Origin of the sequence: Streptomyces sp. NPDC059142 (genome assembly GCF_042755665.1) — a bacterium.
Taxonomy (GTDB): Bacteria; Actinomycetota; Actinomycetes; order Streptomycetales; family Streptomycetaceae; genus Streptomyces.
Window position 1 is genome coordinate 6,177 of record NZ_JBHZDA010000037.1, and the last position, 15,735, is coordinate 21,911.

13 protein-coding genes and 1 pseudogene are annotated in these 15,735 nt (G+C 72.8%); 5 read left to right on the forward strand and 9 right to left on the reverse strand.

Annotated features, from left to right (window positions below):
* Positions 1-164: 164 nt before the first annotated feature.
* The 6 genes from ACFXPK_RS16035 to ACFXPK_RS16060 are packed head-to-tail and all read right to left on the reverse strand — an operon-like array spanning position 165 to position 8,216.
* Entirely contained in the window at positions 165-1,307 is a 1,143-nt protein-coding gene (locus ACFXPK_RS16035) for a glycosyltransferase (RefSeq protein WP_385002944.1), read from the reverse strand.
* Positions 1,304-2,131 carry a polysaccharide deacetylase family protein gene (locus tag ACFXPK_RS16040; RefSeq protein WP_385002947.1) on the reverse strand — a complete coding sequence of 276 codons (828 nt, stop codon included), beginning with the start codon at positions 2,129-2,131 and terminating at the stop codon, positions 1,304-1,306. The genes ACFXPK_RS16035 and ACFXPK_RS16040 overlap by 4 nt, the downstream gene beginning before the upstream one ends.
* 10 nt (positions 2,132-2,141) lie before the next feature.
* Positions 2,142-3,980, reverse strand: coding sequence for a murein biosynthesis integral membrane protein MurJ (gene murJ / locus ACFXPK_RS16045; protein ID WP_385075700.1), 1,839 nt, complete (start codon positions 3,978-3,980; stop codon positions 2,142-2,144).
* Positions 3,977-5,332 carry an O-antigen ligase family protein gene (locus ACFXPK_RS16050; protein ID WP_385075702.1) on the reverse strand — a complete coding sequence of 452 codons (1,356 nt, stop codon included), beginning with the start codon at positions 5,330-5,332 and terminating at the stop codon, positions 3,977-3,979. The genes murJ and ACFXPK_RS16050 overlap by 4 nt, the downstream gene beginning before the upstream one ends.
* Complete coding sequence (locus tag ACFXPK_RS16055) at positions 5,332-7,026, reverse strand: sugar transferase (protein ID WP_385075705.1); 1,695 nt, start codon at positions 7,024-7,026, stop codon at positions 5,332-5,334. Before ACFXPK_RS16055 ends, ACFXPK_RS16050 begins: the two co-directional genes overlap by 1 nt.
* Positions 7,023-8,216, reverse strand: coding sequence for a glycosyltransferase (locus tag ACFXPK_RS16060; protein WP_385002932.1), 1,194 nt, complete (start codon positions 8,214-8,216; stop codon positions 7,023-7,025). Before ACFXPK_RS16060 ends, ACFXPK_RS16055 begins: the two co-directional genes overlap by 4 nt.
* Before the next feature lie 483 nt (positions 8,217-8,699).
* On the opposite strand from ACFXPK_RS16060, the gene ACFXPK_RS16065 reads away from it, so the two are divergent.
* Positions 8,700-8,939 (forward strand): chaplin, encoded by a 240-nt coding sequence (locus ACFXPK_RS16065; protein ID WP_385002929.1) that lies wholly within the window; start codon positions 8,700-8,702, stop codon positions 8,937-8,939.
* A 341-nt stretch (positions 8,940-9,280) separates the two neighbouring features.
* Positions 9,281-9,565 (forward strand): hypothetical protein, encoded by a 285-nt coding sequence (locus tag ACFXPK_RS16070; RefSeq protein WP_385002926.1) that lies wholly within the window; start codon positions 9,281-9,283, stop codon positions 9,563-9,565.
* A gap of 102 nt (positions 9,566-9,667) precedes the next feature.
* Here ACFXPK_RS16070 and ACFXPK_RS16075 read toward each other — a convergent pair whose 3' ends face one another.
* Together ACFXPK_RS16075 and ACFXPK_RS16080 are read right to left on the reverse strand one after the other, a co-directional pair.
* Positions 9,668-10,330, reverse strand: a complete 663-nt coding sequence (locus tag ACFXPK_RS16075; RefSeq protein ID WP_385075707.1) for a vitamin K epoxide reductase family protein — start codon at positions 10,328-10,330, stop codon at positions 9,668-9,670.
* A gap of 36 nt (positions 10,331-10,366) precedes the next feature.
* Positions 10,367-10,873, reverse strand: coding sequence for a DUF5949 family protein (locus tag ACFXPK_RS16080; RefSeq protein ID WP_385002920.1), 507 nt, complete (start codon positions 10,871-10,873; stop codon positions 10,367-10,369).
* A gap of 671 nt (positions 10,874-11,544) precedes the next feature.
* Between ACFXPK_RS16080 and ACFXPK_RS16085 the strand changes: the two genes are divergently transcribed.
* The gene (locus ACFXPK_RS16085) at positions 11,545-12,447 is read left to right on the forward strand and encodes a nitroreductase/quinone reductase family protein (RefSeq protein ID WP_385075710.1); all 903 of its coding nucleotides are present in this window, start codon (positions 11,545-11,547) and stop codon (positions 12,445-12,447) included.
* A gap of 57 nt (positions 12,448-12,504) precedes the next feature.
* A complete protein-coding gene (locus tag ACFXPK_RS16090; RefSeq protein ID WP_385075712.1) occupies positions 12,505-13,836 on the forward strand; it encodes a damage-control phosphatase ARMT1 family protein in 1,332 nt (443 codons plus the stop codon).
* Here the strand turns inward: ACFXPK_RS16090 and ACFXPK_RS16095 are convergent.
* A pseudogene (locus tag ACFXPK_RS16095) lies at positions 13,823-14,044 on the reverse strand (enoyl-CoA hydratase-related protein); the annotation flags it as partial. The gene ACFXPK_RS16090 and the pseudogene ACFXPK_RS16095 overlap by 14 nt on opposite strands.
* A 445-nt stretch (positions 14,045-14,489) precedes the next feature.
* Between ACFXPK_RS16095 and ACFXPK_RS16100 the strand changes: the two are divergent.
* The gene (locus ACFXPK_RS16100; protein WP_385075715.1) at positions 14,490-15,716 is read left to right on the forward strand and encodes a DNA sulfur modification protein DndB; all 1,227 of its coding nucleotides are present in this window, start codon (positions 14,490-14,492) and stop codon (positions 15,714-15,716) included.
* The last annotated feature ends 19 nt before the right edge of the window (positions 15,717-15,735 follow it).

Genomic DNA, 15,735 nt, shown 5'->3' on the forward strand with positions numbered 1-15,735 from the left:
GGGGCGCGCCCCCCCCCCCCCCCGGCGCGCGGCGCCGCCGGGGCCGCCCGCCCCCCCCCGCCGCCGCGCCGGGGGCGCGGGGCGACGCTCGGGGTTTTGGCGCGGGCCGCGCGGAGCGCCGCACCGCAGCGGCCTCCTGTCCGGTCGCTGAGGGGCCTGCTCGGTCATACGCTGCTCACCTCTCGGGTGGGGGCCGGGCGGCGTACGGCGTTCTCGTACACCGCCATCAACTGCTCGGCGCTGCGGGCGATGTCGTAGTGGTGCACGGCGGACGGCACGGGCCTGCGGTGCGGGCCCAGCTCGCGCAGCCGCCGCAGCTCCTCGGCGAGGCCGGGGACGGAGCCGCTGACCCGGCGGGCGCCCGGCGCGGCCTCGGGAGGCAGGTCCTGGAGCGCCGGACAGGTCACATGGAGCACCGGCAGTCCGGCGGCGAGCGCCTCCACCACGGCGAGCCCGAACGCCTCGTCGTGGGAGGTGGAGACGAAGACGTCCATGGCGGCGAGGAGCGAGGGCAGGTCCCCCGGGTGCGGGACGGGCGGCGGGTCCTCGCACGCGCCGGGCAGCAGGATCCGGTCGGCGAGCCCGCGCTCCTCGGCGAGCCGCAGCAGCGGCGTGCGCTCCGGGCCGTCCCCGATCAACAGGAGCCGGGCGTCGGGGAGTTCGCCGACGGCGCGGACCAGGCGGTCGTACCGTTTGCCGGGGGCGAGCCGTCCGACACCGCCCACCACGAAGGCGTCCTCGGCCAGGCCCAGCCGCTCGCGGGCGGCGCGGCGCGCCTTCTCGTCGAAGGCGAAGCGTCCGGACTCGATGCCGTTGGGGACGACGTGGATACGGTCGCGGCGCACCCCCCACCGCTCCAGCCGCCGCGCGACGGTGGTGGAGACTGCGACGGTGGCGGTGCCGAGCCGTTCCCCGCCGAGATAGAGGGCGCGGGCGCCGGGGGTCAGCGGGCGGCCCTCGATCTGGACGGCGCCGAGGGAGTGTTCGGTGGCGAGGATGGTCCGCACCCCGGCCAGGCGGGCGGCGATCCGGCCGTACAGGCAGGCGCGGTAGAGGTGGGTGTGGACGAGGTCGTACCCGCCCTGCCGGACGAGGCGGGTCAGCCGGGGCAGGGCGGCGACATCGCGGTTCCCGGCCATGCCGAGATGGGCGACGCGCACCCCGTCGGCGACGATGCCGTCGGCGACCGCGCCCGGTTCCGTGAGCGTGACGACCTCGTTGTGGGTCGGCAACTGGCGCAGCATCAGCCGTAGTTGCTGCTCGGCGCCGCCGATGCCGAGGCCGGTGATGACATGCAGGACCTTCACGGGGTGGCCGCCGGGACCGTCGGGCCCGCCGGGGCCGGCACGGAGGCGGCGGCGTGATACGCGGCGGAGTGGGCGTACTCCGTGAAGGCGGCGGCCGGGACGGGTTCGCGCCTGCGGTGGTGCAGCCGCCACTTGAGGTGCAGCCTGAGGCCGGTGTCCCGCTCCCCCACATGGATACGGGGCAGCGCGAACAGCCCGGTCAGCGGCCCCGGGTCGATGGCGCAGGCGTACGCGTACCCGGCGGCGCGCACGGCCGCCAGGGACCGGACGGCGACCGTGCCGTACGGGTAGCAGAAGCCGCCGACCTCGGTGCCGGTGAGGTCGCGCAGCAGTTGCCGGCTGCGTCCTGTCTCGGCCGCGAGCGTGGCGTCGTCGACCGTGTCGAGGTCGAGGTGGAGCAGCCCGTGGGAGCCGATCTCCATCCCGGCCTCGGCGGCCTGCCGTACGCCGTCCTCGGTGAGCAGGGGCTTGCGGGGGCCGGGGCTGTCCCACTCGTTGGTGCCGCCGGGGCGGCCCGGCAGGACGAAGACGGTCGCGGTGCAGCCGTACTTCCGCAGCAGCGGGAGGGCGTTGGCCGTGAAGTCGGCGTACCCGTCGTCGAAGGTGAGGCCGACGAGCCCGGCGCCGCGCCCCTCGGTGCGGGCACGCAGCAGCTCGGCCATGGAGACCCCGGTCAGACCGCGCCGGCGCAGCCAGCGGAGCTGCCGGTCGAGGCGGCCCGGGGAGACCGTCACCCGGTACGGGTCGTCGGTGGGATCGGCGACCGAGTGGTACATGAGGGCCCACAGGGGGCCGCCGGACCTCGGGTCGGCCGGGTCGGTCATATCGGCCATGTCAGCGGGCATCGGCGAGCTTTCGTGAGAAGGGACGGGCGAGGGAGCGGAGGATGGAGTCGGCTTCGGGGGCCTTCAGGGCGCGCGCGGCGACGAGGAACACGGCGGTGACCACCAGCCCGGCGGCGAGGGTGGCGAGGACCGGGGAGGGCACGAGGGCGGCGCAGAGCCATCCGGAGCCGGTGGCCGCCGCGGCGGCGGCGCTGAGCTTGACCAGACCGCCGGTCATGTGGCGGGTCCTGACCGGGACGCTGTAGCGGCGCAGGGCGCCCAGCATGAGGACGGCGGTGAGGGTGATGCCGAGGGCGTTGGCGGCGGCGATGCCGAGCACCCCCCAGACGCCGACGAGCAGGGCGCCCGCGCCGCCGGTGACCGCGAGCCCCGCGGTCATGGCGAGCGCGGGGAACCAGAGCGGGCGCGCGGCGGAGAAGTAGCAGCGTACGAGCGCCCCGACGAGGGTGTGCCCGAGCAGCCCGAGCGCGTACACCCGCATCACCGCGGCGGTGGCGGCGGTGTCCTCGGAGTGGAACTCGCCGCGCTGGAAGAGCACTTCGATGATCTGCGGGGCGCAGGAGACGACGGTGGCCGCGCCGATCAGCACGATGATCCCGGCGAGCGCGAGATCGCGTTCGACGCGCCGTCTGGCCCGGTCGGTCTCGCCCGCCGCCATGGCGCGGGCGACCACCGGGAAGGTGACGGTGCAGAGCATCAGGGAGAGGGTCATCGGGATCTGCGCGACCTTCTGCGCGTAGTTGAGGTGCGAGATGGCCCCGGCGGGCAGCGGCGCGGCGAGGAACCGCTCGACGAGGACCTGCGACTGACGGCTGAGCGCGAAGGCGATGACGGGGACGAGCAGACCGAGGGCGACGGGCGAGGTGAGCCGGGTGGGCGCGGCGGTCTCCGCCGTCGCCTTCGCGGGTGCGGGGGCGGGGACAGGGGCTGGGGCCGGGACGGGGGCGGGGACTGGGGCCGGGACGGGGGCGGGTTCGTGGCCGGTGGTGGGCCGGCGCTCCGTCAGCCGGTTCCACAGGGCGGGGAGCTGGATCAGCACCATGAACACCCCGCCGACGGCGACCCCGGCACCGGCCGCGCGCACCCCCGTCTCCGCGCCGGCCAGCAGCATCGTGGAGATGATGCCGACGTTGGAGGCGACGTAGATCGCGGCGGGCGCCACGAAGCTGCCGTGCGCGCGCAGGGCCGCGCTGCAGTAGCCCGCCACCCCGTAGGTGAAGATCGACGTGGCCGTCAGCCGGGTGCAGTCGACGGCCAGCCGGGGTTCGGGCAGGCCGGGCGCGAGCACCGCGACCGCCCAGGGCGCGCAGGCGACGAGCACCGCCGCGCACGCGCTGAGGGCGAGGAAGAGCCGGGGCAGGGTGGCGCGGGTGAGCTGCCGTACGGGATCGGAGTCGGGGTCCCCGGCGCGTGCGCGCGGCCGGTCCCGGTGCGGCCGGGCGGCCCGGCGGGCGAGCGCCAGGCTGAACGCCGGTACGAGGATCAGCGCCATGGCGTCCTCGATGAGGAGCGTGGCGGCGACCTCCGGCACGGTCCAGGCGACGAGGAACGCGTCGGTGTCGGGGCCCGCGCCGTAGAGGTGCGCGATGGTCTGGTCGCGGAGCAGGCCGAGGAGCGATCCGGCGGCGGTCAGCGCGGCGGTCACGAACGCGGCCCGCGCCAGGAACCGCCCCGAGGCGGAGCCGCTCCCGCCGGGATCCTCCGGGAGGCCGGGGGTGACGGTGGCGGGAGCGGCCACGGCGGGAACCGGGACGGCGGAGCCCGTCTCCGTCGCCGGGGGCACGGAGGGCGGCGGGACCGCGGGGAGGGAGTGCGTCGTGTCGCTCACGCCGTCGCGGCCCCTCCGCGACGGCTCAGCGCCCACCAGGCCGCCAGACCGAGCATCACCGCCGTCAGTACGGTCGACGGGCCGCCGATGTCCGCGTAACCGAAGTCCACCAGCTGCCAGACCAGCAGCCCCGTGACGACGAGCCCGCACTCCGCGCCCGTAGCGGGGCGGCGCGCCCCGCTCAGTCCGCGCACCGCGCACACCAAAAGCCCGGCCCAACTGCCCGCGAAGGCGACGATGCCGAGCAGCCCCTGTTCGCTCAGGACCAGCAGATACATGTTGTGCGGCGAGAGCAGCGGTTGGCGCTGGAACCCCATCCCCGCGCCCGCGGTGTCGCTGGCCGCGGAGAGCGCGAGGGAGGCGTGGTGGTCGCGGTAGGCGGGGAAGCCCTTCAGTCCGACGCCCGTGACGGGCCGCTCGCGCCACATGTCGGTGGCCGCCGCCCACATGGTGTACCGGTCGGTGACGGACTGGTCGGGCGCGTCGGCGACCCGGGCGATCGAGTCGAACCGCTCCGTGATCATCTGTGAGCCGATGCCGAGCCCGCCGACGAGGACGACCCCGAGCGCCGTCGCGGTGAGCGTCAGGACGACGGCCCTGCGCACTCCCGAGAGCGCGAGTTGCAGCGCGATCGCCACGGCGGTGGCGATCCAGGCTCCGCGGCTGAAGGAGAGCAGGAGCGGTACGCAGAGCAGCGCGGCGCAGCCGAGGGCGAGCGCCCGCTGTCCGCGCGGCGCCCCCGCGCCGCCCGCCAGGGCGTAGCCGACGGAGATGATCAGCCCGTACGCGACGACGGTGGCCATCCCCATCACATCGGTGGGCCCGAAGGTGCCGACCGCGCGGATGTCCTCGCCCTGGTAGGAGGCGCCGGTGCCGGTGAGGAACTGCGCGACCCCGACCGCCCCCTGCCCGAGCGCGAGGACCACCACCGCCGCGGCGACCAGCCGGAAGTCCCGGCGGTCCCGGATCAGGAGCAGCAGCGCCCCCGGTACGAGCACGAAGATCTGGAGGTAGCGCGCCAGCCCCGGCAGGGTGGCCGCGAGGTCGCCGGCGGTGAGCGAGGCGACCGTCACGGCGAGCACCGGGAGTCCGAGGACGAGGGCGGCGGTACGGGTCAACGGGCGGGCCCGTGACCGCAGTACGCGTACCAGACAGTGCAGGACGAGCACGGCGGAGGCGGCGTCGGCCACGCTGCCCGACCCGGCGGAGCCGTCACCGGCCGGCGGCGCGGGGACGGCGAGCAGGGCGACGACGGCCACGGCGGGCAGCAGGGGCGCGGCCCGGCGCAGCGCGTCGGGCAGGTCGGGCGGACGGGACCGTACGCGGGGCGCGCAGACGGCGCCGGCCGTCATCAGCTTCCCGCCGGGCGGACGAGGGAGAGGGCGGTGCGCACCAGGATGCACACGTCCTGCCAGAGCGACCAGTGGTCGATGTAGTGGTTGTCGAAGCGGGACCGCTCCTCGATGGAGGTGTCCCCGCGCAGCCCGTGGACCTGCGCGAGGCCGGTGATCCCGACGGGCATCCGGTGGCGGGCCGCGTAACCGGGGTGCGTCTTGCTGAAGTTCGCGACGAAGAAGGGGCGTTCGGGCCGGGGGCCGACCAGGCTCATGTCCCCGCGCAGCACGTTCCAGAGCTGGGGCAGCTCGTCCATCGACGTACGGCGCAGCACGCTGCCGACCGGGCTCATCCGCAGATCGCCCGCGATGTTCCAGCGGGTGGCGGACTCGTGGTCGTCGGAGGGGCGCAGGGTGCGGAACTTCAGCAGGGTGAAGGAGCGGCCGTGCTGGCCGACGCGCTCCTGGCGGAAGAGCACACCGGGGCCGTCGCCGAGCCGGATCGCGAGGGCGCAGAACCCGAGCACCGGGGCGATCGCCACCAGCGCGGGGGCCGTGACCAGCAGGTCCAGCAGGCGTTTGGCGAAGGTGCCGAGGCGCCGCGCGTGCGGGGCGGGCGGATCGACACGGCGCCGGCCGAGGCCCCAGAGGTGGTGCTCCATGGGGGCGGGCGGGGCGGCGCTGTCCCAGGGGCCCGCGCCGACGAAGGTGGTGGCGCAGCCGTACTCGTGGAAGAGCGCGACGAGCCCGGCGCGGCCGGTCCACTCGCCGGGGTCGCCGTAGCCGGCCCCGGCGTCGATGAAGAGGGCTTCCTGGACGCCGTTCTGGATGACGGCGCGGTGGATCTCCTCGGTGGTGGTGAGCACCGGGAGGGCGGGTCCGTCCGTACCGCCGCCGTGGGGAGGCCCGTCCTGGCCGGTGTGGTGGTCGCCGTCCCCGGGCTCGGGGGCGGGGACGGTGACGGGGACGGTGGACGCGACGCCGACGGGACGCAGTCCGTACTCCGGGTGCTGGGCGAGCAGCGCGACCAGGCGGCGCGCGGCCGTCCCCGTACCGACGACGAGGGCGGAGCGCAGCCGGTCGCGGGCGAGGGCACGGCGGTACGTGTGCAGCAGCGCGCGGCCCGTGCCGCACACGGCGAGCTGTACGGCGGCTCCCCCGGCCAGGGCCGCGAAGCCCAGGGCGTGGGCGGGCAGCAGCGCGGCGAGCACGGCGGCGACGGCGCACCAGGCGACGGCGATCCTGGCGGCCAGACCGGGGAGCTGGTCGAGGCCGGAGACGACGGTTCCGCAGCGGTAGAGACCGGCGCGGGCGTTGAGCGCGGTCACCGAGGCGAGGAGCTGGCCGACGAGCAGGGCGTTGCGCTGCTCGTCGCCGAGTACGGCGGTGGAGAGCAGCGCGGCGAGCGCGTCCACCGCGACGAGCGGCAGGCCGAAGCGGAGCGCGTCGCGGGCCGGGGTGCGGCGGGACGGCATCGCGACACGGTCGGCGGCCTCCCGGGGCGGGGCGAGGGCGACGCGCCCCCCGAGCGACCGCTGCCCCGCGCTCTGCGGGCTCAGGGACTGGCCCACGGCCTGCCGGCTCAGGGCGGACAGGGACGGCTTGGACAGGGAGAGCCGTGCCGTCGGCCGGCCCTGGCCCTGCTCGCCGTGGTGCGGTGCGGTGCGCGCCCGGCCGTGCGGCGGCGGCACACTGGTGCTTTCCGTGGTCACTGAGGAATCGGCTCCCTGCGCTCGGGGCACGGCACGGCGGCGACTTCGCGGTACACGTCCGCGATGGCCTGCGCGGTCTGCCGCACGTCGTAGGTGCTGCGTACGTGCTGATGGCCCTGGCGGCCGATGGCCTCGCGCAGGGGCTCGTCGTGGAGGAGGGCGCTGACGGCCGCCGCCAGCGCGGGCGGATCCTCGGGCGGGGTGAGACAGAACCGCTCGCGCCCGGGCGGCAGGCTCTCCCGGGCGCCGTCCACATCGCTGAGGACGACGGTCCTGCCGCTCGCCATGGCCTCCAGCGGCGCCACGGCCATACCCTCCCAGCGGGACGGCAGTACCACCAGGTCGGCGGCGCGGTACCAGGGCGCGGTGTCCGGTACGGCGCCCGCGAAGAGCACGGACGGCGGGGCGGCGGCGCGCAGCGCGTCGGCGTCCGGCCCGTCGCCGACGAGCACCAGTCTGGCCTGCGGAATCCGGCGTACGACCGGCTGCCAGGCGCGGAGCAGGATGTCCTGGCCCTTCTGGTGGCAGAGGCGGCCGACGCACACGACGACGGGTGCGGTGGCCGGCACTCCGGCGAGCAGTGGCAGGGCGGCGCGCGCGGCCCCGGGCCCGGCGCCGGCCGCCGTGGAGCCCTCGGGGGTGAACCGCGCGGTGTCCACTCCGTTGTGGACGACGGACCAGGCGGCGCCGATGCCCGCGCGTTCGCCGGTACGCCGCTCCGCCTCGCTGACGCAGACGACCCGGTCGGTCCACCGGACCGCCCACCGCTCCCAGCGGGCGGCCAGCCGTCCGGTCGTTCCGCCGACCGCCTCGAAGGACCAGGCGTGCGGCTGGAAGACGGTCGGGACGCGGCCCCTGACGGCCAGCCGGCCCGCCAGCCCGGCCTTGGCGCTGTGCGCGTGGACCAGATCGGGGCGCACCCGGCCGACCAGCCGGGCGGCCTGCCGTACCTCACGCGGCAGTCCCGGCCCCGGCTGCCGTGTGGCGTGCCAGGGGTGGATCTCGGCCCCCCGGCTCGCCGCGGCGCCGGCGAGCGGCCCCTCGGGGGGACAGCCGACGGCGACCCGGAACCCGGCGGCCACCTGCGCCGCGACCAGGTCCAGCACCACTCGGGCGACGCCGCCGTCGACGGGCTGGACGAGATGGAGCGCGGTGAAGCCGGTCCCGGGCCGGTGTCGCCGTGGCTGCACGCGCCACTCCTTCCACTCGTGCGATACAGGTGATGGGGCCGGGGAAGAACGCCGAAGAACGCCGGGGAAGAAAAGCACTCCGGTTCAGCGGGCGTCACGTCCGGTACGGAATCGGACGCCGCCTCGGACCGGGCGGGAATGCGCCGCGCGCAGGGCGCGCGGGACGGGGCCGCACAACAGACCGTGCCCCACAGCAAGAACCGCAGAATTCCGCATACTGGCTCTCCGCCTCGATGATCGAAACAGGCAAGATGGGACCATTACAGAGCGCGGGCTGAAAATCACGCCAGACGCGCCGAACCGCCCTGAACGTACAACCGAGCGGGGAAAGGGCCTTCAGGTGACATCCACCGGAGTCGCGCGCCCGGCCCAGCTTCACTCGTTCGGCCCGCAACCTCTGGTTGTCCTCGGCGTTGATCCATGAGTCGGGCAATCGCGCCCGGCATCGCACGTCATCCCCATACGACCGAGGAGCCCTTCCCCATGTCGCGTATCGCCAAGGCTGTTGTTCTCTCCACCGCGGCCGCCGCCGCTGTCGCCGGTGCCTCCGGCGCCGCCTTCGCCGACAGTGGCGCTTCGGCCGCGGCCATCGGTTCCCCGGGCGTGCTGTCCGGCAACATCGTCCAGGTCCCGCTCCACGTGCCGATCAACATCTGCGGCAACACCGTCGACGTCATCGGCCTGCTGAACCCGGCGTTCGGCAACGTCTGCGCCAACCACTGACGCCGTTCCCTCAGCGGAGCCGCTCTTCCCCTCCGGGGAGGGCGGCTTTTCCGCGTGTCCGCCACATCGCGTACGCCCGGCCCCGATCCACGATTACGCGGTGCCCGGTTACGCGCCCGGTCCGTCTCCGCCACTCGACCGGCGGGCTGATAGGAGAATAGGAAAAGTCTCCCCTTCATTCGGGTGGCCTGCCCAGAATTCCTTCCGCACGGGGTTTCCGGTGCGCCGGGGAATCGTTAGAGAGAACGAGGCCACGGGAGGAAAATCCTCCAAAGGCCCTGTGCGCGGGGAGAGTTGACTCGAAGCTCCGCGCACGGACAACACACGGAGAAGGAATCACAATGAAGCCCATGAAGGTCGCCGCCGTCGTCGCCGGTTCCATGGTGGTGCTGGGTGCCGCCGCCCCGGCGTTCGCCGCCGAGGCGAAGTCCCCCTCGTTCAGCCTGAACGGGGCCCTGGACACCGTGGCGAGCGAGGGTCTGCGCGACGCCAAGCCGCTCCACACCAACGCGCTGGACACCGAGAACGAGGGCTCCGTGCTCAACGCCGTCAAGGGCGCCACCGAGAGCCTCAACAAGCCCCAGCAGGGCAACAAGCTGCTCGGCGGACTCCCGCTCGGCAAGTAGTCCCCGTCGTCGCCGTCCCGCCACCGCCCCTCAGGCGTGCTGCCTTGAGGGGCGGGCGGGGCCGATCGGTGTGCGACAGGCGATGATGCGGTACGACGGCGGTCAGCTCGTCCAGAAGTCCCACCAGCGAGCCAGGATCAGCATCCCGACGACCCCGATGTGCAGCACGGGCAGGACCCAGATGAACTCGGCGAGGAAGCCGCGCAGCGCCGCCGGCGCGGGCAGTACCCCGGTACGGACGTTGTGTGCGGTGACGTACCAGAACATCAGGATCGTCGCGACCCACGCCAGGGAGCACCAGAGGCAGAGCGCGTTGATGCTGTACAGCGACTGGTACTGGAGCCAGGTGCAGAACCCGACGCCGAAGAGCGTCCCCGCGTTCAGCCCCCGCCAGAACCAGCCCCGGTAACGGGCCCCCGCCAGCAGCCCCGCGCCGATGCAGACGACGCCCGCGTAGGCGGCGAGGCCCAGCATCGGGTTGGGGAAGCCGAAGACCGACGCCTGGGCGCTCTTCATGATGTTGCCGCAGGACACCACCGGGTTCAGGCTGCACCCCGGCTGGAAGTCCGGTTCCTCCAGCAGCTTGAACTTGTCGATCGTGATCACCCACGCGGCCAGCAGCCCCGCGGCCCCCGTGACCACCAGGAGCAGGGCCAGCGCCCGGCTCGCGCCCCGCGCACCGCGCGGCTCCTCCCCGTGGGCGTCACGTACCGTCCCCGCCTCCGCGTGCCGGGCGGACCTGTACTCGGTCGATGCCGCTGCCATCTCCCCGCTCCTCGCTCTCGGCTCCTCGCTCGCCGGTCAGCCGCGCAGACCGCGTACCGGCAGCAGGCAGTGCGCGGCGCTCAGCAGCATCTCCTCGTCGCCCGCGAAGGCGCGCAACTGCTGCTCGTCGACCGGACGCCCCGGGGCGCCCTCGGCCCAGGGCCGTGTGGCGACCAGGAAGTAGACCTGCCCGGTGTCCCGCGCGTCCTGCTCCCACTCCGGCGGAACAGGGCACTGCGCGTGGAGGTACGGCATGGTCAGCACGGCCCGGCCCGCCTCCACGATCAGCTTGATCGGGATGTTGGGCGACTGCGCGGCGTCGACGAGTTCACTGCCGGGCTTCAGGCCGATGTCCGCGAGGACCGCGTGCATGGCCTCCGTACCGGCCTCGGGTCCGTCCCGCCCGTCGCCGAGCGAATAGGCCAACAGGAAGGGCGCGTTGCGCTCCCCGGCGGCGGGATCACTGGTCCAGGGAATCACCGAGAGGGTGCCCAGGAGGGACGCGTAGTGCGCATGGTTCGCCGCGGTATTGGTAGAGGTCATGTCTGGGCACAGTAGTGGCCCGCGGAGAATATCCGTGAGCCCGTGTCACCCAAGTGGGCTATTGAGAAGCCGAGTTAAGGCCAAGGCTTGTCGTGGGGCAATCGTCCTCACGTACGAGAGAGGCGAATGCTTCCGGATTGACAGGGCACCGCCGGATGGCTGTAATGGTCGGCGTGTAGCGCGACACCGGCCAGAGAGCAGTGGGCAGGCCGGCGTTCGAGCGGACACCTTTACCGAGGGACGATGCCATGAGTTCATACTCCGCACCCCGCGTCTGACAGCTACGGCGTACTCGGCGTCACGCCGGTACCCGCGTCATATCCGTACGCATGCGACACCGGTTGCGCGCGTGACCCCGTTACGCGCCTGACGGCCGCATCAGGTCGGTGCCAATTCGACGTACGCGTTCCCACGCGCCGTCCCTCGTCCTCCTGACACTCCGCTGTCTTCCCCGTTTCGCGCTTCCCGCGTGCCGATCCCCGCCTGTCGCCTTGTACCGCGGCACGGCCATGACCGGCGCATTCCGGGATGCCGGGATGCCGGGACCAGGACCAAGGGCCCGCGCGTGGTCCCACCCATCCCCTTTTCCTTCCTTTCCCCTCTTCTCCGATTCCCCGATTCCCCGTTTCGCCACTTCCCCGTTTCCTCTTCTCCTGGAGAGTCACCGCCGTATGCCCCTGTCCTTCACCGAGTCCGTCATCAAGGAGTTCCGGGCCAACGAGGGAAAGGTCGGCGGCCCCTTCGAGGGCGCCGATCTCCTCCTGCTCACCACCACCGGCGCACGGTCCGGGACGGAGCACACCACTCCGCTCGGCTTCGTGCGCGACGGCGACCTGCTGCTGATCGTCGCCTCGGCCGGCGGCAGCCACCGTCACCCCGACTGGTACCACAACCTGCTCGCCCACCCCATGGTGCGCGTGGAGGTCGGCTCACAGACGTACGGGGCGATCGCCGTCCCCGCCGAGGGCGAGCGGCGCGACCTGCTCTTCGAGCGCGTCGTGCGCACCGCTCCCGGCTACGCCGACTACCAGGCAGGCACCGAGCGGATCCTGCCCGTCGTCATGCTGGAACGCTCCGAGCCCGACGCCGTCCCCGGGGCGGGCCCCCGCAACCTCGCCGAGAAGCTGATCGAGGTCCACACCTGGCTGCGCTCCCAGTTGGAGCACGTACGCGCCGAGGCCGACGCCCACTTCGCCGCGCGGGCGGCGCACCAGGGCCCCGGGGCACCGCCCGCGCCGGCGCTCGGGCTCCAACTGCGCCAGCACTGCCTGGCGTTCTGCGAGTCGCTGACCTTCCACCACACCGGGGAGGACGCGCATCTGTTCCCGGCGCTCGCGAGCAGCCACCCCCATCTGTCCGGGGTCTTCGCCCGACTCGCCGAGGAACACCGCACGGTCGCGCGGATCCAGGGTGAGCTGCACGCCCTGCTGACGGAGGTCGCCACCGCGGATCCGGAGCGGTTCCGTACCGAACTCGACCGCATGTCGACCGAGTTGTCCGCGCACCTCGACCACGAGGAGGAGTCGCTGCTGCCGCTGCTGGCCGGCATTCCGTTCCCGCCGGTCGCGCCCTGACCCGTTAGCGTCATCAGCCGTAGGAGGCAGTCGGAGAAGAAGGAGTACGTGAAGGCCATGCCCGCGGTTCCCCCAGCAGCAGACGACGCGCCCGTGATCCTGGGCAACGAGCCGGGCTCGTTCCCCCGGAACGTCCTGGCGACCCGCCATCCGGCGCTCATCCGACAGGTGCGCGACGCGTTCCCGTACGGCCCCGAGCAGCACGAGGCGCTGGACGCGCTCCTCCGGGAGATCACGGACGGGGTGATGGAGCCGCTCCCCGCGGACGCCCATGACCTCGGACGATGGCGGAGCTGGGGGTACGACGAGCAGGTGGGCCGGTCGTGGTTCGACGCCCCGTTCCTGTGGAGCGAGAGCTACTTCTACCGCAGGCTGCTGGGGGCCGTGGGGTACTTCACCCCCGGTCCCTGGCAGGGCGTCGACCCCTTCGCCCCGTTCAAGCGCGCCGAGCTGCGGACCAGCGCCGTCGACGACGAACTCACCGCCCTGGACGGGCTCGCCACGGTGGACGGCCCCACCGCGGCGGGGGACGGGACGGGGCGGTACGACGAGGACCAGGCGTACGCGCTGCTGCTGGCCTCGCTCTGGGGCAACCGGGCCGACCTGGGGTTCCGTATCTCGTCCCCTTCCCCGCCCCCTTCCCCGTCCCCTTCTCCGTCCGCGTCCGTGTCCGCGTCCCCGTCTTCGCCCCTGTCCGCCTCGGACGACGGCGGCACGTCCGGTACGGACTCTGCGGACTCGCCGCTCGTCGCGGACGACAGCGCCCTGCTGTGGTCCCTGCTCCCCGGCGGGGCGCCCGCCCGGCCCGTCCATCTGATCGCGGACAACGCGGGACGGGAGCTGATCCCCGACCTCGTCCTCCTCGACCATCTCCTGCGCACCGGGCGCGCCGACCGCGCCGTACTGCACGTCAAGCCGTGTCCGTACTACGTGTCCGACGCGACCCTCCCGGACGTGGTCGACGCGCTGCGCCGGCTGCGCGGGGCGCCCGGGTACGCCGCCGAGATCGGCTCACGCCTGTGGGACGCGATGGCGACGGGACGCCTCGACGTGCGCGCCCACGACTTCTTCCGCGCGCCCCTGCCCTTCGACGCGATGCCCGCCGATCTGCGCGCCCAACTCGCCCAGGCGTCGGTGACCTTGGTCAAGGGGGACCTGAACTACCGCCGTCTGGTGGGCGACCGCGCCTGGCCCGCCACCCGGCCCTTCGCCGAGCGCACCGCGTACTTCCCGGGCCCGGTGACCGCGCTGCGCACGCTGAAGTCCGATGTGATCGTCGGCCTGAGCGAGGCCACCCTGAAGTCCTTGGAGACGCGTACGGAGGAGGCGGGTTCCTGGCGGACCAGCGGCACCCACGCACTGATCCAGACCCGGCTCAGCGACCGGTGAAACGGGGCTCGCGCTTCTCCAGGAAGGCGCGCATGCCCTCGCTCTGGTCCTCGGTGGCGAACAGCGCGTGGAACAGCCGCCGTTCGAAGAGGATCCCGTCGCGCAGCCCGGTCTCCAGCGCCCGGTCGACCGCCTCGCGCGCCGCCGTCACCGCCGCCCTGCCGTACGAGGCGACGGCGGTGGCGGCCCGCGCCGCCTCCTCCAGCACCATGTGCCCGCCCTCCATCCCACCGGCGCCGCCCCGGAGGGGGTCCGGCGCTCGATCTCCCCTTCAGGTCCCCAGCAAGCTGACGCCAGACACGAAGAACCATGGAGGGGTGCTTAACGCTGGGCACCAAAAGCAGATGCGCAGGAAGGGGCCGCGGCTCGGCAAAGCGTTTGTCACGCAGCTGAAGCGCGACGTACGACCCGAGCAGATCAAGGCTCGCTGCCGCAGAGGGCTCGGCACATTCCGCGGACAAGCGGCATGCCCACGGAAGGCTCACCGCAGTCGCCTATACAAGGTCACCAACTCGGCCGCAGCAGAGAAATATCGACTGCACCACAGGCAATGAATAGTTCTGATCACCTCGGTTGCCCTGCCGACACAGTGTCCGATAGCTTCCCATTCATGACGGAGCGTCAAAAGACGCCCGTGAGGGGGGAACTCGAACATGCCCATGTCTTTGAAGCCGGTGACCACCGGCCTGCCTGCCGACCTTCGGGAGATTCGCAAGGGGGTCATGGCGAACGGCGTCATCGACTGCGAAAATCTGCTGGCCATCGTCAACGACCCCCAAGAGGTCGAGGACGCCGCCAAGCGCGCCCAGAAGGCCGGACAGCCGATCAGTGAGTACGCTCGCACGCGCGCCGAGATCCAGCGGCTTCTGGGTACTGCGGGCAGCAAGAAGGCCAAGAACGTCGGCGAGTACGCCGACTACATTGCGTCCGGTCTGCGCGGGGACCTCGATGACCATTGGTCGCTGCCACAGATCACCCTGTGGTCACCGCGTCCGCTGGTCATCTCTGAGGACGGCGCGTCGGCCCTGCCGATCAAGGACGGCCTCTACGCTCTCGACAGCGAGACTCAGGTCACCGCCTGGCACCGGATCAAGAGGAACCCGGCCGCGTACAACCTGGAGGACTGCGACTTCGGCGCGATCCCTCTTTCGTTCGAGATCTTTCACGGCATCAGCGTCATGGCCGCCCGCCAGATCTTCCACGACCGCAACCTGAAGGGCGTTCCGGTCGACAAGTCCTTGGCCATGTCCATGGACGGCCGCGATTTCGGCACCACCGTGACGCGCAAACTGATGGAATCGCTGCAGGTACCAGCCGGTGAAACCACCGTCCCTCTGTCCAACTTGATCCTCACCGGCAAGCGCCAGGTGTCGGACAAGGCTGTGGAGTGGATGACGATGTCGGTCCTGCGGACTCTCGTCGCCACGGCCATGCTCGGCAAGGCCGGTATCCACGCGGCGTCGACCGGCATCGAGTACGAGGACATTCCCGCCAACGAGAGCGGCGACCGTCCGGACAAGGTCGTCGTCCAGCGCGAGGTCATGGAGACGGTCGGCGCGTTCCTTGAGGAGAACGCCGCGCTCTTCCACGCCAAGACTGCCGTCACTGCCCCCGCCGTTGTGGCCGGCCTCGGCGCGACCATGAACCGCACCATGACCTGGAGCGCCGACCCCATGCCCGAGGGCGTCACTCTCGAACGCATGCTGGAAGGTATCGAGTGGGTGCGCGAGGCGAAGTACTGGGGCGGCATCGCGGCCAAAGTAACCGACCGAGGAGCCGTCTCCTGGGCCGGTGGCGCCCGCGACTCCGGCCACAAGGTTTACGACGCGCTGAACCATCCGGAGAGCGAAACGGGCAAGCAGATCCGCGGACGGTTCTAGCTTCGTCCTCACGTCGGAC